The sequence below is a fragment of the Rhodopseudomonas boonkerdii genome (genome assembly GCF_021184025.1).
Lineage (GTDB): Bacteria > Pseudomonadota > Alphaproteobacteria > Rhizobiales > Xanthobacteraceae > Tardiphaga > Tardiphaga boonkerdii.
Map to the genome: position 1 here is coordinate 1930294 of NZ_CP036537.1, position 25809 is coordinate 1956102.

A 25809-nucleotide genomic window follows, 5' to 3' on the forward strand; every position below is an offset into this window, starting at 1 on the left:
TCTCCACGCGTTATTCGTTAGGTTTGATACGTGGAAGCGCTCGTTCTGAGGCCAATGATCCTGCGGTCGTCGTTGTTTTGGAAAATGACACTGACGTTCTCGATCGAGATCGTGCCGTTGCGCGTCGATGAGGATTATTCTTTCAGTTCGTCAGCACATTCTCAGAAAAAATTTCCATTTCCGGTCTGCGCCATTTCGCCGCCGCAGGGCCTGGTCGCATGACCCAGCTTGCATTGGCTTCGGATGGTCGTCTTATAACCTCAGTGATCTCTGTGCATGAGGCAAACAATGAGCAGCGCACCTCTTCGATTTGGAGTCTGGTCTCCTGTGCATGGCCCACGCGCAGCACATCGCGATCCCGAAGAGCCGTATGACGCTTCATGGGAGCGCAATCGCGCGTTGGTGCTGCAGGCCGAGGCGTTGGGTTACGATTCCGTCCTGATCGCCCAGCACACCATTAATCCACATCAGGAAGATCTCGATCAGCTCGAGACATGGAGTTCCGCGGCGGCTCTTGCGGCGCTGACGAGCCGTATCGAGATCATCGCAGCCATCAAGCCATACTTGTTTCACCCAGTTGTGCTGGCGAAGATGGCTTTGCAGATCGAGAATATCAGCCGCGGGCGCTTAGCCGTGAATCTCGTGAATGCCTGGAACAAGCCAGAACTTGAAAAGGCAGGTATCGGCTTCGCCGAGCACGACGATCGCTACGCCTATGGCAAGGAATGGATTTCGATCGTCTCGCGGCTGACCAGCGGAGAGCGATTGACCCATCACGGCAACAACTTCGATATCCGTGATTACGCCCTGCGCCCGAAGGATCTGTATCGCGCGCGGCCTGCCATCTATGTGGGTGGCGAGTCCGAGCCCGCGCGCGATCTGGTGGCGGCGCATGGCGATGTCTGGTTTATCAACGGACAGCCCTTGAGCGACGTAGCGACGCTCATCGCCGATGTGGCATCCCGGCCGCGCGCTGGGGTGCCGCTGCGTTTCGGGCTTTCCGCCTTTGTTATCGCACGGGAAACTGACGCGGAGGCGGAGCAGGCGCATCAGCGCCTGTTGGCGCTGGCGGCGCAGGATGCGCCGATGAAGGCCATTCAGCGTGCCAACACCGATCCGAAGGTGGTGATGATGCAGACCATGCAGAAGACACCGCGCGTCGGTACCAATGGCGGAACTGCCGCCGGTCTGGTGGGGAGCTACGATACGGTTGCCGCGCGCATCCGCGAGTTTCACGCGGCTGGGATCGAGCTCTTCATGCTGCAATTTCAGCCGTTCGAGGCCGAAATGCAGCGCTTCGCTGAGCAGGTGTTTCCGCGCGTGAGAGAAACGCGCTTTCTTAAAGCAGCGCGGGGATGAGTCGACGTTCCTCAACAGAAAGCCCGCGCCGGAAGCGCGGGCTTTTGCGTCCATGCTGCCGGGAAGTTTACCAGGCTGGCAGGATTGAGCCATTGAACTTGGCAATAATGAAGTCCTTCACCGGCTGCGAACGGTAGATTGCGATGAACTTCTTGAGGGCCGCTTCGTCCTTGCGATCGTCGCGCGCGGCAAAGATCAGCGTGAAGTAGGGCTTTGCTTCGGCCACTTCGGTCTCGGCAACAAGCGCCGTGTTGAGAGCGAGGCCAGCCAGATAGGCATAGTTCGACGAAACGAACGCCGCGGCGACGTCATCGAGCGACCGGGGCAGTTGTGCGGCGTCGATTTCGACGATTTGTAGCTTCTTCGGATTCTCCGCCACGTCGAGAATGGTTGCGGACAGGCCGGTGTTGGGCTTCAGTTTGAGGAGGCCGGCCTTCTCGAACAGCAGGAGTGCGCGCGCGGCATTCGTCGGATCGTTCGGGATGGCGATCTTGGCCCCATCGGGGATTTCGGTGGCTTTCTTGTACTTCTTCGAGAAGATGCCGGCGGGGACCAGGATCGACTCATCGAGCGCGGCGAGCTTGTAGCCGCGGGCTTTCGATTGGTTGGCGAGATAGAAGCGATGCTGGAAATTGTTGAGGTCGATGTCGCCGGCCTGGAGCGCCGCATTGGGCTGGTTCCAGTCGGTGAACTCGATGATTTCGGCCTTCAGGCCCTCTTTCTCCGAAAGGCGGGCAGCTTCGCGCAGGATGTCGCCATAGGGGCCGGCGGAGACGCCGATTTTCAGCGGCTTGTCAGCCGCGTGAGCGTGAATAGCAGGCAAAGAGAGAACGATCGCCGAGAGGGCAATGCCGAGAAAGCGTGATGCGATGGTCATGAAGATCAGGTCCGGATGTGTTTCAGCAAAATCAAGGAGCAGGCTGGCGCTGCTCCACTTCAAAATGATCCATGATTGGCGCCTCGGGCGTCAATGAAATCGACTTTCGTTTAGTTGAGGCTTTGGAGGAAGAAAGACGGGTGCGGATCGCCGAATGGAGCATTCGCAACTTTCGTTGCGTCGCTCCCTTCATTCCGAGAGGCAGACTCATTGTATCGGCGTCGTTCGTTCGCCCCGGAATCAGATATGACTAAGGTCGGTGGCTTTCGGACGCTGTTGGTGGCTTCTATGGAATCCCGTTGATGAGAGTGAAGATAGCGGTGGAACTCCTGACCGGAAAACCGTCCAGCGTCGCATCTTGCGCGTTGCTCAAGGCTGGGGTCGCGGTTTGACCATGAAGATCTTGCCAGACATCGTGCTCGTCTATGCCGTCGCCGAAAATGGGGTGATCGGCAATGGCAACACCATCCCGTGGCGGTTGAAGTCGGATATGCAGCGCTTCAAGGCGCTGACGATGGGCAAGCCCATCGTCATGGGCCGTAAGACCTTCGAGTCATTCCCGCGCCGCCCGTTGCCTGGCCGCACCAATATCGTGATCACGCGCAATGCCCATTACACGGCGGACGGCGCCGTTGTCGTGACATCCCTGGCCGACGCGCGCGCCATCGCCGTTGGCGATGCATTGCGCCGTTCGGCGCCAGAGATCGCCATTGTCGGCGGCGCGGAGATTTACGCGCAGTGGATGCCCCATGCAGATCGCCTCGAGGTCACCGAGGTTCATGCGCATCCCGTCGGCGATACCACCATACCGCCGGTGGATCGCGCTGTGTGGGAAGAAACCGGCCGCGTCAGGCATCCCGCCAAGGGCGAGGACAGTGTCGATTTCTCCTATGTGACATATTGCCGGCGGCCTTCGAACTGACCTCGTTTTTCGCCCGTTAACATTGAAAAACAGAGCGTTACGCTTAGCTGCAACGGTCAGGCGCCCCGCGTTGTAAGAGCAGGGTCCGTCCCCTATAAAGCCATGCAAACGTGGCGAGACCGGGCACTCCGGCCGCGCAGAGGAGAGTTTGAATGCCGTGGAAGAATCAAGGCGGTGGCCCATGGGGGCCCGGCCCGAAAGGACCCTGGGGATCGGGTCCGCAGTCGTCCGGACCGAGGCCGCCCGATCTTGAGGATCTTCTGCGCAAGGGGCAGGACCGGCTGCAATCGATGCTGCCGGGTGGCTTCATCAGCGGTATGGGCATCTTCCTGGTCCTCGTCATCGCGGGTGCGATCTGGGGACTGTCCGGCTTCTTCCGCGTGCAGTCCGAAGAGCTCGGCGTCGTGCTGCGCTTCGGCAAACATGTGCGCACCGTGCAGCCAGGTCTGAACTATCATCTGCCTTATCCGATCGAGACCGTGTTGCTGCCGAAGGCGCTGCGCGTGTCGACGCTGTCGGTCGGCATGTCGATCCTCGAAGACACCGGTCGCCGTGGTCGCACCGTGCGCGACGTGCCGGAAGAGAGTCTGATGCTCACCGGCGACGAGAACATCGTCGATGTCGATTTCACCGTGCTCTGGCGTATCAAGCCGGATGGCGTGGGCAACTTCCTGTTCAACATCCAGAACCCGGAAGGCACCGTGAAGGCGGTCGCCGAGAGTGTGATGCGTGAAGTGGTCGGCCGTGCCAACATCCAGCCGATTCTCACCGGCGCACGCACCACCACCGAGACGCAGGTGCAGGAACTGATGCAGAAGACGCTCGACGGTTACGGCGCCGGCGTCCTAGTCCAGCAGGTGCAGCTGCAGAAGGTCGATCCGCCCGCTCAGGTCATCGATGCGTTCCGCGACGTGCAGGCGGCGCAGGCCGACGCCCAGCGACTGCAGAACGAAGCGCAGACCTATACCAACCGCGTCGTACCGGACGCACGCGGCCGTGCCGCGCAGATCCTGCAGGTCGCCGAAGGTTATCGCGAACAGGCGATCGCCGAGGCCAAGGGCCAGAGCGCGCGCTTTCTGAAGGTCTATGAAGAATACAAGAAGGCGCCGGACGTGACCCGTGAACGTCTGTACCTCGAAACCATGGAGAAGATTCTCCACGGCGCCGAGAAGCTGATCAACGATTCCGGCTCGGGCGCCGGCGCTTCGCAAGGCGTCGTGCCTTATCTTCCCTTGAACGAACTGACGCCGCGACGTCAGCCACCGGCGACATCTGGTCAGCCTCAGCAGAGTGGGGGCAACCGATGAAATCCGGTATCTCAGGTATCGTTGCGCTGATCGTGCTGTTGGTGCTGGTCATCGTCGGTTTCGGCTCGCTCTACACGGTGCGCCAGACCGAGCAGGCCCTCGTGGTTCGCCTCGGTGAACCCGTGCGTGTGGTCACCGAGCCCGGCCTGAACTTCAAGGTGCCGTTCGTCGACAGCGTGATCACCATCGACAAGCGCATTCTCGATCTCGAGAATCCCGCGCAGGAAGTCATCGCCAACGACCAGCGTCGTCTCGTGGTGGATGCATTCGCGCGCTATCGCATCAAGAACGCACTGCGCTTCTATCAGAGCATCGGCACCATTCAGGCTGCCAACATCCAGCTGACCACGCTGCTCAACGCCGCCATGCGCCGTGTGCTAGGCGAGGTCAACTTCATCCAGATCGTCCGTGACGACCGCGAAGGTCTGATGAACAAGATTCGCGACCAGCTCGACCGCGAGGCCGACGGTTATGGCATCCAGGTCATCGACGTCCGCATCCGTCGCGCCGATCTGCCGGAGGCGAACAGCCAAGCGGTCTATCAGCGCATGCAGACCGAACGTCAGCGTGAGGCGGCCGAGTTCCGCGCACAGGGCGGCCAGAAGGCTCAGGAGATCCGCTCCAAGGCGGACCGTGAGGCGACGGTCATCATCGCGGACGCGAACTCGCAGGCCGAACAGATTCGCGGTGACGGCGACGGCGAGCGTAACCGTCTGTTCGCGGAGGCCTATGGCAAGGACGCCGACTTCTTCGCGTTCTACCGCTCGATGACGGCCTATGAGAACGGGTTGAAGCAGAACGATACCCGTTACCTGCTGCGGCCGGATTCGGAATTCTTCCGCTTCTTCGCCAATCCGACCGGCAAGCCGGCCCCGGCACGACCATAACGACGCGCGGCGGCGCAAACGGCCTGTACGTTTTGCGTTCGCGGCAAGTCTGATCTAAGGATGAGGCGCATCGTCACACGATGCGCCTCATTTGCTTTTCAGAAGACTGCGCCAAGAAACGTCAGGGTGCGAAAGTTCGGGAGTTGATACCGGTGGGGTCCATAGCGTTGACCGACTTCCTCATCGGTTTGGGGATACTGCTCGTGTTCGAAGGCATTCTGTTTCTCGGTTTTCCCGGCTGGATGCGACGTGCCATGAAGAGCGCGCTGGCCTCTCCCGACAGCGTACTGCGGCTGGCTGGCATCATCTCCGCGGTGGGGGGGCTGATCCTGATCTGGTTCGTGCGGCGCTAGACGCGTCCCGCGCTGTCTGTCCAAAAGCGCAGCGCGATCAAGACGATCGCGAACGGGTCTATCTGCATTCCGCCGCAATCTGACGCTCAAATGGGAGCGTCGCGACCGTTGCCCCAAGGTTCCGCGAGGCTTGCGCAATCGTGTGGTTCGGGCGCACTCTGCGCGCAAATCGCCGACTCTCGTCAGGAGACGTTACACCTATGCCCATCGCGACTCTCGCACCCCTTTCACAGCGCCGCGTGCGCAATTTCGGCTTGCGTCCGCTGATCGCGGCAATCGCGGTCGGTGCGCTGGTCGGCATCTCCGCGCCGCCAGCGTTGGCCCGGGGCCCCGACGGCATTGCCGATGTCGCCGAAAAAGTGATCGACTCGGTGGTCAACATTTCCACCACCTCGACTGTGGAGGCGAAGAATGGCGGCGAGGGCGGCAATCGCGGTGCGATGCCGCAACTGCCACCGGGCTCGCCCTTCGAGGAATTCTTCGAGGACTTCTTCAAGAATCGCGGTGGCCGCGGCGGCGGCGAGAAGGGCGGCGGCCTGCAGCCGCGCAAGACCAATTCGCTCGGCTCGGGATTCATCATCGACACCTCGGGCCTCGTGGTCACCAACAATCACGTCATCGACGGCGCCGACGAGATTACGGTGATCCAGAACGACGGCACCAAGATCAAGGCCGAGCTCGTCGGTGTCGACAAGAAGACCGATCTCGCGCTGCTGAAATTCACCCCGGTGAAGCCGGTGACGGCCGTGAAGTTCGGCGACAGCGACAAGCTGCGTCTCGGCGAATGGGTAATTGCCATCGGCAATCCGTTCTCACTCGGCGGCAGCGTCACCGCGGGCATCGTCTCGGCGCGTAACCGCGACATCAATAACGGTCCTTACGACAGCTACATCCAGACCGACGCCTCGATCAATCGCGGCAATTCGGGTGGCCCGCTGTTCAATCTCGATGGCGAGGTGGTGGGCGTCAACACGCTGATCATCTCGCCGACCGGCGGTTCCATCGGTCTCGGTTTCGCGGTGCCGTCAAAGACGGTGGCTGGCGTGATCGATCAGCTCCGCGAATACAAGGAAGTGCGTCGCGGCTGGCTCGGCGTTCGCATCCAGCCGGTCACCGACGAGATCGCCGAAAGCCTCAATATCAAGCCCGCCCGCGGCGCGCTGATCGCCGGCATCGACGAGAAAGGCCCGGCCAAGCCGGCCGGTCTGGAGACGGGCGACGTGGTGGTGAAGTTCGACGGCAAGGACGTCAAGGAGCCGAAGGACCTCTCGCGCGCCGTCGCCGCCAGTCCGGTCGGCAAGGCCGTGGACGTATTGATCATCCGCAAGGGCAAGGAGGAGACCAGGAAGGTCACCCTTGGCCGCCTGGAGGACGACAAGCCGGTGCAGGCCTCGCTGAAAGCGGCGCCGGAAGCGGAGAAGCCGGCGACGCAGAAGGCGCTCGGCCTCGATCTGACCGGGCTCAGCAAGGAGCTGCGCACGAAGTACAAGATCAAGGACAGCGTGAAGGGCGTTGTTGTCACCGGCGTCGACAGCGGTTCTGATGCCGCCGACAAGCGCCTCTCGGCCGGCGACGTCATTGTCGAGGTCGCGCAGGAGGCGGTGACCAATGCTGCCGATGTCAAGAAGCGCATCGATGCCGTGAAGAAGGACGGCAAGAAGTCGGTGTTGCTGCTGGTCTCGAACGGCGAAGGCGAGCTGCGGTTTGTTGCGCTGAGCGTGCAGTAAAGCACTGTCGTTCCGGGGCGCTCGCGCATAGCGCGAGCGAACCGGAACCTCGATGTGAGACAGGCACTCTCCGTCGGGACTGCCGCAGGTGATTGGCACATCGGGATTCCGGGCTCCGTCCCGCCGCCGGTGGCGTCGGTCCGTCCCCGGAATGACGAGTGTGCTAGCTCACAAACTCGCCGCGCCGATATCCCTGCGCATAGAGCAGCGCGGTGAGATCGCCAAAGTCGATCCGCCCATGTGCGGCTGCAGCCACGGCCGGCTTGGCGTGATAGGCGACGCCGAGACCCGCATCCTGGATCATCGCCAGATCGTTGGCGCCGTCGCCGACGGCCAGCGTATCGAGATTGTCGAGATCGAAGCTCTCGCGCAATTCCTGCAGCGTCGCGAGTTTGGCGGCCTTGCCGAGAATCGGCTCGGCAACAGTGCCGGTCAGCTTGCCGTCCTGTACATGCAGTTCGTTGGCGCGGTTCTCCTGAAAGCCGACCAGTTCCGCAACCTTGGCGGTGAACAAAGTGAAGCCGCCGGAGACAAGGCAGGTATAGGCGCCATTGGCACGCATGGTCTGCACGAGTGCGCTGCCGCCCGGCGTTAGCGTAATGCGCTCGGTCAATACCTCATCCACCACGCCGACCGGCAGATCCTTCAGCAGCGCCACGCGCTCGCGCAGCGCCGGCTCGAACTCGATCTCACCGCGCATGGCGCGTTCGGTGATCGCGGCCACATGGGCCTTGAGGCCGGCGAAATCCGCCAGCTCGTCGATGCATTCCTGGCCGATCATGGTGGAATCCATGTCGGCCAGAAAAAGCTTCTTGCGTCGATCGAGCACAGGCTGCACCACCACGTCGATCGGCATGTCGCCGCGCGCGGCGCGCAGACGGTCGGCGAAGATGATCTGGTCGGTGGTGCTATTGTTCTCGGGAGCGAACAGGATGTCGGCGGCGACGCCGTCGTCCAGCCAGTGGATCGTGGTATCGCCTGGCAGGGTCGCGCGCAGACCGTCGAGCACCGTGCTATCGAGAGCGGGATCGGCGGGGTTGCAGATCAGGGTAGCGACGAGAGACATGACGTGAGTTCCAGGCCGGATAACAGAGCGCTGCTTATCGCAGGGCCGACCGCCAGCGGCAAGTCGGCGCTGGCGCTGGCGGTGGCGCGCGCGCGGGACGGTGTGGTCATCAATACCGACAGCATGCAGGTCTACCGCGATCTGCGCGTGCTGACCGCGCGGCCGACCCCGGAAGAGGAGGCCACGGCTCCACATCGTCTCTATGGCACCGTGGATGCGGCGGTGAACTTTTCTGCCGGGGCCTGGGTCGATGCGGCGCGTGATGTGCTGAACGAGGTGAGCGCGGCCGGCAAGCTGCCGATCTTCATCGGCGGCTCCGGGCTCTACTTCAAAGCGCTGACCCGCGGACTTTCCGCTGTGCCGCCGATCCCCGATACCATTCGCGACGACGTCCGCGCCCGGCTCGGGCGCAACGGCCCGGAGGCACTGCATGCGGAGCTGGCCGCGCGCGATCCCGTCTCCGCCGCAAAACTAAATGTGCGTGACCGCACCCGCATCGCGCGGGCGCTGGAAGTGATCGAGGCCACCGGTCGCGCGTTGACCGACTGGCACAATAACGCGCTGCCGCCGTTGTTGCCGCCGGATGGCGTGACTGCCGTTTTCCTCGCACCAGATCGCGACGACCTCTATGCCCGCATCGATGCGCGCTTTGTGCGCATGCTTGACGAGGGCGCGCTGGATGAAGCCGAAGCACTCGCCGCCCGCAGGCTGGATCCATTACTGCCGGCAATGAAAGCGCATGGCGTGCCGGCATTGATCAAATATCTGCGTGGCGAGATTTCGCGCGAGGAGGCTTGTGCGACAGGGCAGGCCGATACGCGACACTATGCCAAGCGGCAGTTCACCTGGTTCCGGCACCAGCTCCCGGAGTTTGAATGGATGACGCCGGTGGAGGCCAAGGCTAAACTACAAACCCCATCCTCATCCTGAGGAGCGCACTTACGCGCGTCTCGAAGGATGGCCGGAAGCGCTGGAGTCCGCGAGCTCATGGTTCGAGAAGGCGCTCTCAGCGTCGCAATCGCGCCACTAGGCCTCCTCACCCCAGCCTGAACGCAATTGCGTTCAGGCGAGAAGGGCGGAGTAGCCGTATGCCTCCGCATATCAGCCCCGCCAATCTTTCCTCTCGCCGAACGTCTCCGACCCAGCTAGCCTTTGATCTCACGTGTGATCTGGCTGGCAGCCTTGACTTCCCGTTTTTGCCCGCTATGGTCCGCGCAAGTTTCGAGATCATACGACCAAGTCATGCGCAATAAAATTACAAGCCTTCTTATTATCGTGGTACCCTGGCGCATCGCCGGGGGTAGCTGATGGCTACCCACGATCCGAGCGGTGCGCACAGGGGTCCCAGGCGGGCCCTTTTTTATTGCCTGCAGTTCTTCGCTTGAATGACCACGACGACCAACAAGACCACAGCGCCAAGGGCGCATCCGGAGCCGACCATGAGTGACGCAAAGCCCCACGATCCCAACCAGATGACCGGCGCCGCCATGATCGTGCGCGCGCTCGCGGATCACGGTGTGAAGCACATTTTCGGCTATCCCGGCGGCGCCGTGCTGCCGATCTATGACGAGATCTTCCAGCAGGACGACGTCCAGCACATCCTGGTCCGCCACGAGCAGGGCGCCGGCCATGCCGCGGAGGGCTATGCGCGCTCCACCGGCCTGCCGGGCGTCGTTCTGGTCACCTCCGGTCCCGGCGCCACCAACATGGTCACCCCGCTGGCCGATGCGCTGATGGATTCGATCCCGCTGGTCTGCATCACGGGGCAGGTGCCGACGCATCTGATCGGCAATGACGCGTTCCAGGAATGCGACACCGTCGGCATCACGCGGCCCTGCACAAAGCACAACTGGCTGGTACGCGACGTGAACGATCTCGCCAAGGTGCTGCATGAGGCCTTCTATGTCGCCACCACCGGCCGTCCCGGCCCTGTCGTCGTCGACGTTCCGAAGGACGTGCAGTTCGCCACCGGCACCTATCATCCACCGCGCAAGTCGGATGTTCACGTTTCCTATGCGCCGCGCCTGAAGGGTGATGCCCATGCGATCCGCAAGGCCGTCTCGCTGCTGGCCAATGCCAAGAAACCCGTCATCTATTCCGGCGGCGGCGTGATCAATTCGGGACCTGCGGCAACCAAACTGCTGCGCGAGCTGGTCGAGGTGACCGGCTTCCCCATCACCTCCACGCTGATGGGCCTCGGCGCCTATCCGGCCTCCGGTCCGAACTGGCTGGGCATGCTGGGCATGCACGGCACCTACGAAGCCAACATGGCGATGCATGATTGCGATGTCATGCTGTGCGTCGGCGCGCGTTTCGACGACCGCATCACCGGCCGTACCGATGCGTTCTCGCCGAACTCGAAGAAAATTCACATCGATATCGACCCGTCCTCGATCAACAAGAACATCCGTGTCGACGTCCCGATCATCGGCGATTGCGGCAATGTGCTGGGCGACATCCTCCAGGTGTTCAAGGCCGAGGCGAAGAAGCCGGATACGAAGGACTGGTGGCAGACAATCGCCAAATGGCGCGCGCGCAATTCGCTGGCCTTCAAGAAGAACAACGATGTCATCATGCCGCAGCATGCGATCCAGCGTCTGTTCGAGCTGACGCGCGGCCGCGATACCTACATCACCACCGAAGTCGGCCAGCATCAGATGTGGGCGGCGCAGTTCTTCGGCTTCGAGGAGCCGCATCGCTGGATGACGTCCGGCGGTCTCGGCACCATGGGCTACGGCCTGCCGGCGGCGATGGGTGTGCAGGTGGCGCATCCCGATGCGCTGGTGATCGACATCGCCGGCGACGCCTCGGTGCAGATGACCATGCAGGAATTCTCGACCGCGGTTCAGTACGAACTGCCGATCAAGATCTTCATTCTCAACAACCAGTACATGGGCATGGTGCGGCAGTGGCAGCAGCTGCTGCATGGCAACCGTCTGTCGCATTCGTACTCCGAAGCGCTGCCGGATTTCGTCAAGCTCGCCGAAGCCTATGGCGGCGTCGGCATGCAGTGTTCAAAGCCGAGCGATCTCGACAGTGCGATTCAGGACATGATTAAGGTGAGGAAGCCGGTGCTGTTCGATTGCCGCGTGGCGAATCTGGAGAACTGTTTCCCGATGATCCCGTCCGGTAAGGCGCATAACGAAATGCTGCTGCCGCTGGAAGCCAATGACGAAGCCACCGCTGCCGCCTTCGCCGGCGGCAAGGCGCTGGTGTGACGAGCTGATGCCAAGCCTCATGCTCAATTGTCATCGCCCGGCTTGACCGGGCGACCCAGTAGACATTGACGGTGCAGTTTATCACTGCTGCTGGTGTCTACTGGATCCCCGCTTTCGCGGGGATGACAGCGAGAGTGTGGGGCGACGATCAAAATTCCGGCGAAAGCCGACCAAGACTTCGACAGGAAACGACAATGGAACAGCCTGCCTCCGCCTATTTCATCGAAGAGCGTCACGATCCCAACGAGACGCACACGCTCTCCGTGCTGGTCGCGAATGAGCCCGGCGTGCTTGCGCGTGTCATCGGCCTGTTCTCCGGCCGCGGCTACAATATCGAAAGCCTCACCGTGTCCGAGACCGAGAGCCAGAAGCATCTCTCGCGCATCACCATCGTCACCACCGGTACGCCCATGGTCATCACGCAGATCAAGCATCAGCTCGATCGCATGATCCCTGTCCACCGCGTGGTGGACATGACCGTTACCGGTCGCTCCATCGAGCGCGAACTGGCGATGGTGAAGCTGCGCGGCACTGGCGAGCATCGCGTCGAAGCGCTCCGCCTTGCCGAAGCTTTCCGCGCCCGCGTGATTGACGCCACCATCGAAAGCTTCGTGTTCGAGATCACCGGCAATACGGCGAAAATCAACCAGTTCATCGAGCTGATGCGTCCGCTCGGCCTGGTCGAGATTTCCCGCACCGGCGTCGCTGCCATCACCCGCGGCGCGGAAGGGATGTAACTTTCGCGCATCGTCGTCATGAAACCTCTCGACATAGCACTGGCCGTTGCCGTCGCCGTGATCTGGGGCGTTGGCTTCGTGCTGACCAGGATGGCGGTCGACGAGATGTCATCGACCTTGATCACCACGCTGCGCTTTGCCATCACAGCGTTGCCATGTCTGCTGCTGCCACGGCCGAAGCTGCCGTGGCAGGTCGTGGTCGCCACGAGCTGGCTGCTGGTGGCGCAGTTTCTGGCGCAGACCTATGGCATGGCGCATGGCGTGCCGGCTGGTCTGACGTCGGTGATCGTGCAGAGCCAGGCGCTGTTCACGGTGGGGCTGGCGGCGCTGCTGCTCAAGGAATGGCCGACGCGACAGCAAGCCGTCGGCATCGTCGTCGCCATGGCCGGACTCATGATGATCTGCTTCACCGTCGGCTATGACTTCAGTGTTTTTCCTTTCATGGTTCTGATGACTGCGCCGATCAGCTTTGCTTTCTCCAATCTGCTGCTGCGCCGCGCACAGGGAGTGCCAATGCTCGATCTGTTTTCCTGGATCAGCCTGGTCGCGCTGGCTCCGCTCCTGGTCGTGCTGTTCACGGTGGATGGCGCGGCGACGAGCTGGCATTCGCTCACCCACGCATCGCTGAAGGCGCTTGCCTGCGTCGCTTTTCTCGCGGTGGTCGGCACCACGCTCGGCTACTGGATCTGGGGGCGGCTGTTGCGCGATTACTCTGCAGCTCAAGTCGTGCCCTTTGCGCTGCTGGTGCCCTTCGTCGGCGCTGTGGCGTCGAGCTTCACTTTCGGCGAAAGTTTCGGTTCCCTGCGGCTGACCGGAATGATCGTGGTCGTGCTCGGCATTGCGGTGATGTTGCTGTCGCGCCGTCCGCCCGTCATGCGCGAGGTGGCGTAATGGAGCTGTCGGCGCATCTGCTCTGGGCGTTTCTGGTGTTTGCCGTGGTGATGTTCTTCACACCCGGGCCGAACAACATCATGCTGCTCGCCTCAGGCCTCAATTTCGGCTTCCGCCGGACACTGCCGCATCTGGCCGGTGTGACCTTCGGCTATGCCTTCATGATCGGTGTCACCGGGCTCGGCCTCGGCGCCATCTTCGCCTCGCTGCCCTGGTTGCAGACGGCGCTGAAATATGTCGGCGCGGCCTATCTGGTTTATCTCGCTTATGCCATCGCGCGCTCCGGTCCGCCGGAGCCGGGAGAGGCGGAGCGGCGGCGCCCGATGACATTCCTGGGGGCGGCGCTTTTTCAATGGGTCAATGCCAAGGGCTGGGTGATGGCGATCAGCATCATCACGGCTTATGCGGCCATCGCCGGCTATCCGTGGAATGTCGGGCTGCAGGTCATGCTGTCGCTGTTCATCGGTTCGCTGTCCTCGGTGGCCTGGGTGCTGTGCGGCACCGCCTTGCAACCGCTGGTCAAATCGGCCCGTGCCGTCCGCGTTTTCAACGTCACGATGGCAATTTTATTGCTCGCTTCGCTGTATCCCGTGCTGGCCGAGATATGAGTGCAAATTCGCCAGCAAAATCACTGTCGCGGGCTTGTCTCGCGGCATCCGTCGCCCTAGAAACCGGCGGCATTTCACGGTCATCTGCCAGCCGGCAGTGATCTTTCGACCTGGCGCTTGAAATAAAGTTGCCGAACAGAGGAACGACCCATGCGTGTTTATTACGATCGCGACGCCGACCTGAACCTGATCAAGGGCAAGAAGGTCGTCATCGTCGGCTATGGTAGCCAGGGCCACGCCCACGCGCTGAACCTCAAGGACAGCGGCGTCAAGGACGTCGTGATCGCGCTCCGCAAGGGCTCGGCCTCGGCCAAGAAAGCGGAAGCTGCCGGCTTCAAGGTGATGGAAGTCGCCGAAGCCGCCAAGTGGGCCGATCTGGTCATGATGCTGACCCCCGACGAATTGCAGGGCGACATCTACCGCGAGCACCTGCACGACAACATGAAGAACGGCGCCGCGCTGGTCTTCGCTCACGGCCTCAACGTGCACTTCAACCTGCTCGATCCGCGCGAAGACCTCGACGTGCTGATGATCGCGCCGAAGGGCCCCGGCCACACCGTGCGTTCGGAATATCAGCGCGGCGGCGGCGTGCCCTGCCTGATCGCGATCCACAAGGACGTCTCGGGCAATGCCCATGACCTCGGCCTCAGCTACGCATCGGCAGTGGGTGGCGGCCGCGCCGGCATCATCGAGACCACGTTCAAGGAAGAATGCGAAACCGACCTGTTCGGCGAACAGGCGGTTCTCTGCGGCGGCACCGTCGAACTGATCCGCGCCGGCTTCGAGACGCTGGTGGAAGCCGGCTACGCGCCGGAAATGGCCTACTTCGAGTGCCTGCACGAACTGAAGCTGATCGTCGACCTGATCTATGAAGGCGGCATCGCCAACATGAACTACTCGATCTCGAACACGGCGGAATACGGCGAATACGTCACCGGCCCGCGCATCGTCACCTCGGAAACCAAGGCCGAGATGAAGCGCGTGCTCACCGACATTCAGTCCGGCAAGTTCGCGCGCGACTGGATGCTGGAGAACAAGGTCAACCAGGCCTCGTTCAAGGCCACCCGCGCCCGCAACAACGCCCATCCGATCGAGGAAGTGGGCGCCAAGCTCCGCGACATGATGCCGTGGATCAAGGAAAAGGCGCTGGTCGACAAGTCGAAGAACTAAGCGCTACATCTGATTTAGCGAGCAACGGGACCGCGGCAGCGCGGTCCCGTTTTTCGTTTGGCCTGTGCGGTTCTTGTCCGAGGTGTTCCTATGCGCTCTGTCGTTGTCACCGGTGCATCCACCGGCATCGGTCATGCCACAACGAAAACCTTGCTGGGTAAGGGCTTCCGTGCGTTCGGCAGCGTTCGCAACTCTACGGATGCCGAGCGCTTGAAAGCTGAGTTCGGCGCGCAGTTCACACCGCTGCTGTTCGATGTGACCGATGAGGCAGCGGTGAAGGAGGCTGCCGAAGTCGTTCGTACGGCGCTGAACGGTGAAACACTCGCCGGTCTCGTCAACAATGCCGGCGTCGTGGTGCCCGGCGCACTGCTCGATCTCGATGTCAGCGACGTCCGTAGGCAGATCGATGTCAACGTGCTCGGCCCGGTCATCGTCACCAAGGCCTTTCTTCCGTCGCTCGGCGCCGACACTGCGCTGAAGGGCGCACCTGGCCGCATCGTCATGATGAGCTCCGTCTCCGGCCAGTTCGGCAATCCGCTGCTGTCGCCCTACAGCACCTCCAAATTCGCGCTGGAAGGCCTGAGCGAAAGCTTGCGCCGCGAGCTGATGCTGTTCGGCGTCGACGTCGTGACCATCGTGCCCGGTCCCGTGCGGACCCCGATCTGGAGCAAGGCGGAAGCGATCGATATCGCGCGTTTCGCACGGTCGCCCTATCTGCCGGCACTGACGAAACTGCGCGGAATGCTGGCTCAGCTATCGGAGAAAGGCCTGCCGCCCGAGCGGATTGCGGCGCTGGTCCATCGCGCGCTCACCGACGCCCGGCCGAAAGCGCGCGTCGTCGCATCGCCTGAACCGGTCCAGACCTTCATTGCCGGGGTCCTGCCGAAGCGGTGGATCGACCGGATCATCGCCCGTCAGCTCGGACTGGCTGCCAAGCCGCGCCCATGAGCCGCAGTTATGAGGCTTGATGTGGTAGGGCCAGATTGGTAGGGTCATTCGCATGATGACGACCCTGACCTCCGAAACCTCCGATACCGTCCGCAAGACGCTCGAATTCGTCCGCCACCACCGGCTTGCCAAGGGCGATCGGCTTCCCTCCGAGCGCAATCTGTCGGATCGGTTCGGCGTCACCCGCAGCTCCGTCCGTGAGGCGCTGGCGGTGCTGGACGCCATGCGCATTACCGAACGCAAGGCGAAGTCGGGCATTTTCCTCCGCACCACGCCCGACGATGGCGGGCTGGATGCGCTGGTGCTGCAAGCCGATCTCGGCGTGCCCTTCGATGCGCAGCTCACCCGCGATGCCATCGAGGCGCGCATCATCTGCGAAGAACAGGCGTTCCGGTTGGCTTGCCAGCGTCGCACCGAGGCCGATCTCGACAAGCTGCGCGGCTTGCTCGACACCTATGCCGTGCTCGCCGCCAATGGCCGCAACATGGCCGACGAGGATGTCGAGTTTCACCTTGCTGTCGCTGCAGCCAGCCAGAACCGCATCCTCGTGCGCACGATCACTCCGCTGATGCTGATGAGCACGCGCGGACGGCGTCGCTATTTTGAATCGGAGGCGCTGCGCCAGCGCTCCCTCGACGATCATCGCGCCTTCGTTGCCGCCATCGAGGCGCGCGACGAGGCCGCCGTCATCGCGCTTGTGCACCGTCATGTGCACACGGCCGCTGCCGATATCTGGGCCTTGAACGAAGCCGTGGCCGAGGCGCAAGACGCCGGGAAAACAGACACAAACGCCTGACGGGCCTGCCGACAATCCCGATCAACGGGAAGGCCCTTCTTCACGCGGCAAGGTCCGCATCCCAGGAAACGCAAAAGAAGGATCAAAAATGCGTATCTCGACGACCCCCGTGGCCGCGTCAACCGCCATTCGGTGCATTGCCATGCTTGCAGCGACGGGCATGATGGCGGCAAGCCCGGCACTGGCACAGAAGAAATACGGTCCCGGCGCCAGCGATACCGAAATCAGGATCGGCAACACCGTGCCCTATAGCGGCCCGGCTTCCGCTTACGGCATTCTCGGCAAGTCCTATGCGGCCTATTTCAAGCTGATCAACGACCAGGGCGGCATCAACGGCCGCAAGATCAACTTCATCAGCTACGATGACGGCTATTCGCCGCCGAAGACAGTGGAGCAGACACGAAAGCTCGTCGAGAGCGACGAGGTGATGGCGATCGTCGGCAATGTCGGCACCGCCGCCAATGCGGCGATTCAGAAGTATCTCAACGCTAAGAAGACGCCGCAGCTGTTTCTCGCCACCGGTGCCACGCGCTGGAACGATCCGAAGCAGTTTCCATGGACCATGGGCTGGCTGCCGAGCTACCACGCCGAAGCACTGGCCTATGCGAAGTATCTGCTGAAGGAGAAGCCGGACGCCAGGATCGGCGTGTTCTATCAGAACGATGATTTCGGCAAGGACTATGTGAAAGGCCTGCGCGAGGGGCTCGGTGACAAGGCGTCGTCGATGATCGTGATGGAGACCAGCTACGAGGTCTCCGAGCCCACGGTCGACTCTCACATCGTCAAGCTGAAGGCTGCCGGCGTCGATACCGTGTTCTCCTTCGCCACCGGAAAATTCGCCGCACAGTCGATCAAGAAGATCGCCGAGCTCGGCTGGAAACCGTTGCACATCGTGCCGAATGCAAGCTCGTCGCTCGGTAGCGTGCTGCGTCCCGCCGGCCTGGAGAATGCCCAGGATGTGGTATCGGCGACCTTCGCCAAGGACCCGACCGATCCGCAGTGGAAGGACGATCCGGGTATGCAGAAGTTCTATGCCTATGTCGAGAAGTACATTCCGGAAGGCAAGGCGATGGAGAGCACCGTGCTGTCTGGCTACAGCATCGCCCAGACCATGGTTGCGGCGCTTCAGCAATGCGGCGACGATCTCACCCGCGAAAACCTGATGAAGCAGGCCGCCAATCTGAAGGGCCTGCAACTCGACGGCCTGCTGCCGGGCGTGACGGTGAACACATCGCCGACCGACTTCTCGCCCATCGACCAGTTTCAGATGATGAGCTTCAAGGGCGAACGCTGGCAGCGTTTCGGCGAGATCATCAAGGGCGAGCCGCCGGTCGTCGCGGGGCGGTGAACACTATGACTGTCATCCCCGCGTAAGCGGGGATCCAGTAAACAGCGGCGTTTCGGTTCCGTCACTGCGATCTGTTCTGATCGGTCATCCGGTCCTGGCGCGTAATTGCGCGCACGGCCGGGTGACGACAGGCAGCGTTACTTCGTTCCGATCGTTTCCCACATCCAAGCTGCCACGCTCCCCGGTGAACTCGTAGCATCGTTGCCGGCGGCCCGCAGATTGGCTTCGCGCATCAGCGGCAAATCGATCTTGCCCAGCAGCGGCTGCAATGCGCCACGCAGTTGCTCGTCGTGGGCACGCCGCGGCGACAACAGCATGATCGCGTCGTAAGGCGGGATGGCATGTTGCGGGTCGTCCAGGACCACGAGATCGTATTTCGCGATCAGGCCGTCGCTCGTATAGCCGGCGATCACATCGACCTCGCCGGAGGCGACTGCGGCATACATGAAATCCGGCTGCATCACGCGCTGCGCCTTGAAGGACAGGCTGTAGGTCTTTTGTAGTCCCGCCCATTCCGGCCGCGAGAAGAACTCGTAGTCCCCCGCAATCGTCATGCTGCCGGCATGTGCGGCGAGATCGGCGGCGGTCCTGATTCCCAGCGCCTCGGCCTTCGCGCGGGGCATCACCAGTGCATAGGCATTGGCGAAGCCGAGTTCGCCGAGCAGCGTGACGCGCGATGTCGCCAGCGCCGTCTTCAGCTCGGCGAGCAACTGCTCGCGCGGCAGGATGTCGCTGCGGCGGAACTGGTTGGCCCAGAGTGTACCGGAATAATCGATATAGACATCGATATCGTTCGAGACGAGCGCGTCATAGATGACGCTGGAGCCGAGGCCTTGCCGCATCGATGTCGTTACCCCGGCGGCCTGCAGGCGCTGCGCTATCAGCGCCGCCAGCACATATTGTTCCGTGAAGGTTTTGGCTCCGACCACCACCCGCGTGCCGGAGCGCGCGAAGGACGGCGCCAGCGCTGCGAGCGCCAGTGCCGCGATGCCGAACGCCCCGGCCAGCATGCGAAGCCGGCTGCGCCGGCGAATGCCGGTTTCGATCAAGGCCAGCAACTGGTCCACCACCAATGCCAGCGCCGCGGCAGCGACACAGCCGAATATCACCAGCACCCAGTTCTGGGTCTGCAGGCCCGCGAAAATGTAGTTGCCGAGGCTGGTCTGCCCAATCGGCGTCGACAGTGTCGCGGTGCCGATCACCCAGACCGCCGAGGTCCGGATACCCGCCATGATCACCGGCAGCGCCAGCGGCAGCTCCACTATCATCAGCGTTTGCCGCGGCGTCATGCCGACGCCCTCGGCGGCTTCCGTGAGCGCGGGATCGACGCCGTTCAGTCCGGTAATCGTGTTACGGAGCACCGGCAGCATCGAATACAGCGCCAGCGCCAGCACGGCGGGGAGAAAGCCGAAGGCGGAGAAGCCGGCACCGAACCAGTTCAGCGACAGCGATGCCAATGCCAGCAGCAGTGGATAGAACAGCGCCAGCAGCGCGAGCCCGGGAACGGTCTGAACCACGCCGGCGAGGCTGAGCAGGGCGCCGCGTAACGCCGGATGCTTTCGCACCAGAACCGCAAGTGGCAGACTGACCGCGAGGCCGAGTGCGAGCGCGGCGAGACTGACGCGCACGTGATTGCCGAGATAGTCGGGCAGATGACCGAGCGCGTCGCTCCAGCGGGGATCGCCGGGCAGGGTCATGCGTTGCCTTTCGCCATCAGGTGCTGCAGACGTTCAGCCTGACGGCGCGGCGTGCTCAGCAGTTCGCCGACATAGGCGTCGCCATTTGCCGCCAGCTCCGCCGGCGTGCCCTGTGCGATCAGCCGGCCCGATTTCATCACTGCAATGCGATCGGCGAGCAGGATCGCTTCGGTCATGTCATGGGTGATCATGACGGTGGTGAGATTCAGCTTCCGATGCAGCGTGCGATAATCGTCGCTGAGTGCATCGCGCGTCAGCGGATCGAGCGCGCCGAACGGCTCGTCCATCAGCATGATGCGCGGGTTCGCCGCGAGGGCGCGGGCCACGCCGACGCGCTGGCGCTGGCCGCCGGAGAGTTCATGCGGATAACGATCGCGATGACTGCGATCAAGCCGTACCAGCGTCAGCAACTCATCCACGCGCGTGGCGATCGCGTTGGCCGCGGTGCCCATCAGCTTCGGGGTGATGCCGATATTGCCCGCAACGGTCATATGCGGAAACAGGCCGCCGCTCTGCACGACATAGCCGATGCCCCGGCGCAGCGTGATCGGATCGCGCGTCGCGACGTCTTCGTTGGCAACTCGCACCTCGCCGCCATCGGGCGCGATCAGCCGGTTGGCCAGCCGAAGCAGCGTGGTTTTCCCGGAGCCGGAACTGCCGACCACGGCCAGCAGTTCGCCCTCCATCACGTCGAGCGAGACATCGTCCAGCGCCGTGACGCGCCCGTCGTCGAAGCGCCTGGTGACGTGCCTGAAGCTGATCGCGGCAGAGCTCATGTCTCCGACTAGCATGGCCGCGTGAGGGCACCAAGCCGGGCCAAGCGTTGAAATATGCGACCCGCAACGCTAAAGCGGGTGTCGAAACGGTTCAGCCGGGGGAAATGCGCGTGGAGGCTATGGAAGCCGCGGCACCGATGGCGGTGGCGCTGGACGACGCGACGGTGGCGTTCAATGTCGCCGGCGGCAGTGTCTATACGGCGGTGGAGAAGGCGACCTTGCGCGTGGCCGATGGCGAATTCGTCGCCATCGTCGGTCCCACCGGCTGTGGCAAGTCCACACTGCTCAATGTCGCCGCCGGGCTGCTGCAGCCGGCCTCCGGCAGCGTCCGCATCTTCGATCGGCCGCTGGGCGGCCTCAACAGGCAGGCCGGCTATCTGTTCCAGGCCGATGCCTTGTTCCCCTGGAAGACCGCGGGCGACAATGTTGCCATCGGCCTCGAAGTGGCCGGCGTGGCGCGGGGCGAAGCCATCGAACGCGCCCGGGGATGGCTCGCAGCCGTCGGTCTCGGCGCCTTCGCGGCGCGCTATCCGCATATGCTGTCCGGCGGCCAGCGCAAGCGCGTGGCGCTGGCGCAGGTGCTGATCCGCGATCCCAAGATCCTGCTGATGGACGAGCCGTTCGGGCCGCTCGATGCGCAGACCCGCCAGGTGATGGGCAATCTGCTGCTCGATCTCTGGACGAAGGACCGCAAGGCCGTTCTGTTCGTCACCCACGACCTGGAGGAAGCCATCGCGCTCGCCGATCGTGTCGTCATCATGTCGGCCGGGCCTGGCGCGCGCATCATCGGCGATTGGCGCGTGACCTTGCCGCGTCCGCGCGACATTTTCGACGTCCGTCTCGACAAGGAGTTTCACGCCTTGCATCGCGAGATCTGGCATGTGCTGAAGGACGAGGTGATGAAGACCTATGCGCGGGCCTCCGGCATCGGAGGCGCCGCATGAAGCGCTCGACCTTGCTGCTTTGTCAGATACTCGTCGCCGTGGTCGCCATCGCGCTGTGGCATCTGCTCACGAGCGTCGAGATGTTCGGCCGCATCCTGCTGCCGCCCTTCTTCTTTTCCACGCCATCGGATGTGTTCAGCCAGGTCGTTGCCTGGTTCGCCTCGGGCATGATCTGGAAGCATCTCGGCATCACGCTGCTCGAGTCCTTGCTCGCCTTTGCGATCGGCTCGACGCTCGGTGTCCTGATCGGATTCTGGTTCGCGCGCCAGCCGCTGCTGGCTGCGGTCTTCGATCCCTATGTGAAGATGGCGAATGCGCTGCCGCGCGTCGTGCTGGCGCCGATCTTTGCGCTGTGGCTCGGTCTCGGCATCTGGTCGAAGGTCGCGCTCGGCGTCACGCTGGTGTTCTTCATCGTGTTTTTCAACGTCTATCAGGGCGTCAAGGAAGTCTCGCCTGCGGTGCTCGCCAATGGCCGCATGCTTGGCATGAGCGAGCGGCAATTGATGCGCCATGTGTTCTGGCCTTCGGCGTTGTCCTGGATGTTCTCGTCGCTGCACACTTCGGTGGGGTTTGCCGTGGTGGGCGCCGTGGTCGGTGAATATCTCGGTTCGGCCGCGGGGCTCGGTTATGTGATCCAGCAGGCCGAGGGCACGTTCGATGTCGCCGGCGTGTTCGCTGGCATGTTCGTATTGGCCGTGTTTGTGATCGCCATCGACCTGCTAGTGACGCTGGTGGAGAAGCGATTGCTGGTATGGAAGCCCGACGGGCGCAACTGATCGTAGCTGTAGGGCGGATGAGGCGACTTGTCCGCCAAAGCTCGAAGAGCGACGGCGGAAGCCGTAGTCCGCCGCGGAGTTTCAGCTATGGATTCGGCCGGTGGATTACGCCTTCGGCTCATCCGCCCTACGGTCGGGCGTATCTCTGTGCTAAGAGGCGGTTACGCTTTGCCCACCCTACAAAAGAAACCATCGGGAGACCCGCATGATGCGATTTGTTCTGGCTCTCATCGTCACCCTCGGTGTCGCGCAGGCGGCCTCCGCGCAGAGCAAGGTGACCATCGCCGTCGGCGGCGGCGCATGCCTGTGCTATCTGCCCACGGTCCTCGCCAAGCAGCTCGGCGAATATGAGAAGGCCGGCCTCGATGTTGAACTGGTCGATCTCAAGGGCGGTTCCGACGCGCTGAAGGCGGTGCTCGGCGGCAGCGCCGATGTTGTCTCCGGCTATTTCGATCACTGCGTCAACCTCGCCGCGAAGAAGCAGGAACTGCAGAGCTTCGTGGTCTATGACCGTTATCCCGGTCTCGTGCTGGTGGTGTCGCCGAAACAGACCGGCAAGATCAATTCCATCAAGGATCTCGCCGGCAAGAAGGTCGGCGTCAGCGCGCCCGGCTCGTCCACCGACTTCTTCCTGAAGTATCAGCTCAGGAAGAACGGCCTCGATCCCGCGGGCACCGCCGTGATCGGCATCGGTCTGGGGGCTACCGCCGTGGCCGCGATGCAGCAGGGGCAGATCGACGCGGCTGTCATGCTCGATCCCGCCGTCACCGTGCTCCAGGGCAGCCACAAAGACCTCAAGATTCTCAGCGATACCCGCACCCAGAAGGACACGCTGGATGTGTTCGGCGGCGAATATCCGGGCGGCGCGCTTTACACGACGACCGCATGGATCAAGGGGCACGAGAAGGAAGTGCAGGCACTTACCGCTGCGATGATGAACACGCTGAAATGGATACACGCCCATTCGCCGGAAGAGATCATGGCGAAGATGCCCGAGACGATGGTGGGCAAGGACAAGGAACTCTATCTCGCCGCGCTCAGGAACACGATTCCGATGTATTCGGAGACCGGTCTGATGGATCCGAAAGGCGCGGCCGCCGTGCTAGCGGTGTTCAGCGAAGGCTCGCCTGAAGTTGCGAAAGCGAATATCGATGTCAGCAAGACCTACACGAACAAATATGTGGAGCAGTACAAGGCGAATGCGAAATAGGGCCCTTGGCGTATGACGGCGCCCGCCATCCACCGTGTTGCTCAGCTCGATCTCGTTCGGAAGGACTGGCGCTGGCTGTTTGCCGAGCAGCGCCGCGCCGAGATCGACGCGCATTTCGCCGCCAAGCGCGCGGAGAAGCCGGCCATGTTCAATGGCCGCGTTCTGCTCGCGCGAAAACCGCTGTTCACCGGCGAGGGACTTTCCGCCGAATATTTCGAGACTGATTTTGCGAGCTTCCTCGCCTGGCGCGATTGGGGGTTCCCTGACCGCGATGTGCTGAACGGCTTTGGCATGGGGGCGCTGCGTAGCAGCGATGGTGCTTTTGTGCTCGGCGAGATGGGGCCGCATACGGCCAATGCCGGTCGCATCTATTTCGCGGCGGGTACGCCCGATCCGAACGATCTGCGCGGAGACACTGTCGATATCGCCGGCAGCGTGTTGCGTGAGGTCGAGGAGGAACTGGGCCTCACCGAGCGCGACTACCACGTCGCCGATGACTGGTGCTGCGTCATCACCGATCACTCCATCGCCATGATGCGGGTATTGACGTCCGATCTTCCTGCCGAGACGCTGCGCGGAAAACTCAAAGCCAATCTCGCCGCCCAGGCGAGCCCGGAGCTCAGCGATATCCATCTTGTGCGCAGCCCGGCCGATTTCACATCGACCATGCCGATTTTCGTCACGGCGTTTTTGGCCGCGCAGTTTAGCTGATCTTGTCCCGGATGCGTTGCGGCACGTCGCGTTGCACCGCGTCCGGGACAAATGGGCAGAGGCTGGCGCGTCGGAGATACGCGCGCTACGGTCGCGCGTTGAAGTCCGGAGTGCCCAGATGTCCACCAGATCCGCCAAGACTGCCTTCAAGTCCTATGTCGATCCCTACCGTGTCGATGGATCGAAGACGTTCCGTCTCAGGAATCACGACACCAATGCGTCAGGCGGGCTGCACAAGGAAACCGGCAAGCGGATCATCGAGGTCAATCGGCGCCGGCTGCAGGAATTGCAGGAAAAGCTGTACGCGCAGGATCGCTGGTCGCTGCTGCTGATCTTTCAGGGGATGGACGCTGCCGGCAAGGACAGCGCCATCGAGGCTGTGTTCGACGGCATCAACCCGCAGGGCTGCGAGGTGCATTCCTTCAAGCAGCCTTCGTCGAACGAACTCGATCACGACTTCATGTGGCGCAGCACCATTGCGCTGCCGCAGCGCGGGCGCATCGGCATCTTCAATCGCTCCTACTACGAGGAATGCCTCGTGGTGCGGGTGCATCCGGAGATCCTGGCCAAGCAGAAGATCCCGCAGGAGCTGGTCACCAAGCACATCTGGAAGGAACGCTTCGAGGACATCGCGGCGTTTGAAAAGTATCTCGCGCGCAACGGCACCGTGGTGCTGAAATTCTTTCTCAACGTCTCCAAGGAAGAGCAGCGCGACCGTTTCCTCGATCGCCTCGACGAACCCGCCAAGAACTGGAAGTTCTCCATGGCCGACGTTTCCGAGCGTGCGCTGTGGGACCAGTATCAGCACGCTTACGAAGACATGATCGGCCATACCGCGACGGCGCATGCGCCGTGGCATGTGGTGCCGGCGGACCGCAAATGGTTTGCACGCGTGGTGATCGGTTCGAGCATCGTGCATGCGCTGGAGCAGCTCGATCTGAAATTCCCGGTGGTCGATGGCGATGACCTGAAGGAATTCAAAATGGTCCGCGAAGCCCTGGAGAAGGAGGGCGGGCCGGCCGCGAAGAAAGCCCGCTCGCGCGTGCGGGCGAAGAAGAAACTCAGCCGCAGCCGTAACCGTAGCGCGGATTAGGCGACTTGTCCGCCAAAGCTCGAAGAGCGACGGCGGAAGCCGTAATTCGCCGAGGAGTTTCAACAATGAACTCGGCCGGCGGATTACGCTCCGCTCATCCGCCCTACGTCTCGTCGCATTATGCGAGAATTGTAGGATGGGTAGAGTGCAGGCGCGACGCGCCGGAGCGAAACCCATCGGCGGAGCTTGCGGCATCGATGGGATTGATGGGTTTCGCTCCGCTCTACCCATCCTACGGCCGCAAAATATGTTCCCATTTCGTTCTTGACAATATTCCCATGATCGTCCATATCCCTCCCGTCTTGTTCGCGAGGGGCGCTCTCATGAGGCGTCTTTGAGCGGGGCGAGATGCGGCGCCTGCGGGCGGGGGAGGACGTATCCCTCGCAC

The 25809-nt window shown here is 62.5% G+C and carries 25 protein-coding genes; 21 read left to right on the forward strand and 4 right to left on the reverse strand.

What is annotated here, in order from left to right:
• Positions 1–30: 30 nt before the first annotated feature.
• Positions 31–222, forward strand: a complete 192-nt coding sequence (locus tag E0H22_RS09010) for a hypothetical protein (RefSeq protein WP_233025317.1) — start codon at positions 31–33, stop codon at positions 220–222.
• A gap of 66 nt (positions 223–288) precedes the next feature.
• Positions 289–1359, forward strand: coding sequence for an LLM class flavin-dependent oxidoreductase (locus E0H22_RS09015; RefSeq protein WP_233025318.1), 1071 nt, complete (start codon positions 289–291; stop codon positions 1357–1359).
• A 67-nt stretch (positions 1360–1426) separates the two neighbouring features.
• On the opposite strand, the gene E0H22_RS09020 is transcribed toward E0H22_RS09015, so the two are convergent.
• Positions 1427–2236, reverse strand: a complete 810-nt coding sequence (locus E0H22_RS09020) for a MetQ/NlpA family ABC transporter substrate-binding protein (RefSeq protein ID WP_233025319.1) — start codon at positions 2234–2236, stop codon at positions 1427–1429.
• 394 nt (positions 2237–2630) lie between these two features.
• Between E0H22_RS09020 and E0H22_RS09025 the strand changes: the two genes are divergently transcribed.
• The 5 genes from E0H22_RS09025 to E0H22_RS09045 all read left to right on the forward strand — a co-directional run bounded on the left by E0H22_RS09025 (position 2631) and on the right by E0H22_RS09045 (position 7432).
• The gene (locus E0H22_RS09025; RefSeq protein WP_233025320.1) at positions 2631–3158 is read left to right on the forward strand and encodes a dihydrofolate reductase; all 528 of its coding nucleotides are present in this window, start codon (positions 2631–2633) and stop codon (positions 3156–3158) included.
• Between the two features lie 152 nt (positions 3159–3310).
• Complete coding sequence (hflK, locus tag E0H22_RS09030) at positions 3311–4465, forward strand: FtsH protease activity modulator HflK (protein ID WP_233025321.1); 1155 nt, start codon at positions 3311–3313, stop codon at positions 4463–4465.
• Positions 4462–5352, forward strand: a complete 891-nt coding sequence (gene hflC, locus E0H22_RS09035) for a protease modulator HflC (protein WP_233025322.1) — start codon at positions 4462–4464, stop codon at positions 5350–5352. The genes hflK and hflC overlap by 4 nt, the downstream gene beginning before the upstream one ends.
• A gap of 152 nt (positions 5353–5504) precedes the next feature.
• On the forward strand, positions 5505–5705 hold the full coding sequence (locus tag E0H22_RS09040) for a DUF2065 domain-containing protein (protein ID WP_233025323.1): 201 nt from the start codon (positions 5505–5507) through the stop codon (positions 5703–5705).
• 200 nt (positions 5706–5905) lie between these two features.
• Positions 5906–7432: a Do family serine endopeptidase gene (locus tag E0H22_RS09045; RefSeq protein ID WP_233025324.1), complete on the forward strand. Its 1527-nt coding sequence runs from the start codon at positions 5906–5908 to the stop codon at positions 7430–7432.
• Positions 7433–7595: 163 nt separating this feature from the next.
• Here the strand turns inward: E0H22_RS09045 and serB are convergent, their stop codons facing one another.
• Entirely contained in the window at positions 7596–8498 is a 903-nt protein-coding gene (serB, locus tag E0H22_RS09050) for a phosphoserine phosphatase SerB (protein ID WP_233025325.1), read from the reverse strand.
• Positions 8499–8501: 3 nt separating this feature from the next.
• On the opposite strand from serB, the gene miaA reads away from it, so the two are divergent.
• From miaA to E0H22_RS09095, 9 genes are all read left to right on the forward strand, one after another.
• On the forward strand, positions 8502–9428 hold the full coding sequence (miaA, locus tag E0H22_RS09055; protein WP_233025326.1) for a tRNA (adenosine(37)-N6)-dimethylallyltransferase MiaA: 927 nt from the start codon (positions 8502–8504) through the stop codon (positions 9426–9428).
• A 509-nt stretch (positions 9429–9937) separates the two neighbouring features.
• Entirely contained in the window at positions 9938–11716 is a 1779-nt protein-coding gene (locus E0H22_RS09060; protein WP_233025327.1) for an acetolactate synthase 3 large subunit, read from the forward strand.
• 194 nt (positions 11717–11910) lie between these two features.
• Positions 11911–12453 (forward strand): acetolactate synthase small subunit, encoded by a 543-nt coding sequence (gene ilvN, locus E0H22_RS09065; RefSeq protein ID WP_233025328.1) that lies wholly within the window; start codon positions 11911–11913, stop codon positions 12451–12453.
• 18 nt (positions 12454–12471) lie between these two features.
• Positions 12472–13344, forward strand: a complete 873-nt coding sequence (locus E0H22_RS09070) for an EamA family transporter (protein ID WP_233025329.1) — start codon at positions 12472–12474, stop codon at positions 13342–13344.
• A gap of 5 nt (positions 13345–13349) precedes the next feature.
• Entirely contained in the window at positions 13350–13952 is a 603-nt protein-coding gene (locus E0H22_RS09075) for a LysE family translocator (RefSeq protein ID WP_233026232.1), read from the forward strand.
• A gap of 150 nt (positions 13953–14102) precedes the next feature.
• Positions 14103–15122 (forward strand): ketol-acid reductoisomerase, encoded by a 1020-nt coding sequence (gene ilvC, locus E0H22_RS09080; protein WP_233025330.1) that lies wholly within the window; start codon positions 14103–14105, stop codon positions 15120–15122.
• A gap of 90 nt (positions 15123–15212) precedes the next feature.
• Positions 15213–16070, forward strand: a complete 858-nt coding sequence (locus E0H22_RS09085; protein WP_233025331.1) for an SDR family oxidoreductase — start codon at positions 15213–15215, stop codon at positions 16068–16070.
• Positions 16071–16122: 52 nt separating this feature from the next.
• Positions 16123–16866, forward strand: a complete 744-nt coding sequence (locus tag E0H22_RS09090) for a FadR/GntR family transcriptional regulator (RefSeq protein ID WP_233025332.1) — start codon at positions 16123–16125, stop codon at positions 16864–16866.
• An 88-nt stretch (positions 16867–16954) separates the two neighbouring features.
• Positions 16955–18214 (forward strand): ABC transporter substrate-binding protein, encoded by a 1260-nt coding sequence (locus E0H22_RS09095; protein WP_233025333.1) that lies wholly within the window; start codon positions 16955–16957, stop codon positions 18212–18214.
• 137 nt (positions 18215–18351) lie between these two features.
• On the opposite strand, the gene E0H22_RS09100 is transcribed toward E0H22_RS09095, so the two are convergent.
• Complete coding sequence (locus E0H22_RS09100; RefSeq protein WP_233025334.1) at positions 18352–19911, reverse strand: ABC transporter permease/substrate-binding protein; 1560 nt, start codon at positions 19909–19911, stop codon at positions 18352–18354.
• Positions 19908–20687: an ATP-binding cassette domain-containing protein gene (locus tag E0H22_RS09105; RefSeq protein WP_233025335.1), complete on the reverse strand. Its 780-nt coding sequence runs from the start codon at positions 20685–20687 to the stop codon at positions 19908–19910. The genes E0H22_RS09100 and E0H22_RS09105 overlap by 4 nt, the downstream gene beginning before the upstream one ends.
• A 119-nt stretch (positions 20688–20806) precedes the next feature.
• Between E0H22_RS09105 and E0H22_RS09110 the strand changes: the two genes are divergently transcribed.
• From E0H22_RS09110 to E0H22_RS09130, 5 genes are all read left to right on the forward strand, one after another.
• Complete coding sequence (locus E0H22_RS09110; protein ID WP_233026234.1) at positions 20807–21631, forward strand: ABC transporter ATP-binding protein; 825 nt, start codon at positions 20807–20809, stop codon at positions 21629–21631.
• A complete protein-coding gene (locus E0H22_RS09115; protein WP_233025336.1) occupies positions 21628–22407 on the forward strand; it encodes an ABC transporter permease in 780 nt (259 codons plus the stop codon). The genes E0H22_RS09110 and E0H22_RS09115 overlap by 4 nt, the downstream gene beginning before the upstream one ends.
• A 208-nt stretch (positions 22408–22615) precedes the next feature.
• Positions 22616–23617, forward strand: a complete 1002-nt coding sequence (locus tag E0H22_RS09120) for an ABC transporter substrate-binding protein (RefSeq protein WP_430715269.1) — start codon at positions 22616–22618, stop codon at positions 23615–23617.
• A 12-nt stretch (positions 23618–23629) separates the two neighbouring features.
• On the forward strand, positions 23630–24328 hold the full coding sequence (locus E0H22_RS09125) for an NUDIX hydrolase (protein WP_233025338.1): 699 nt from the start codon (positions 23630–23632) through the stop codon (positions 24326–24328).
• Positions 24329–24446: 118 nt separating this feature from the next.
• Positions 24447–25421, forward strand: coding sequence for a polyphosphate kinase 2 family protein (locus E0H22_RS09130; RefSeq protein ID WP_233025339.1), 975 nt, complete (start codon positions 24447–24449; stop codon positions 25419–25421).
• Positions 25422–25809: the final 388 nt, after the last annotated feature.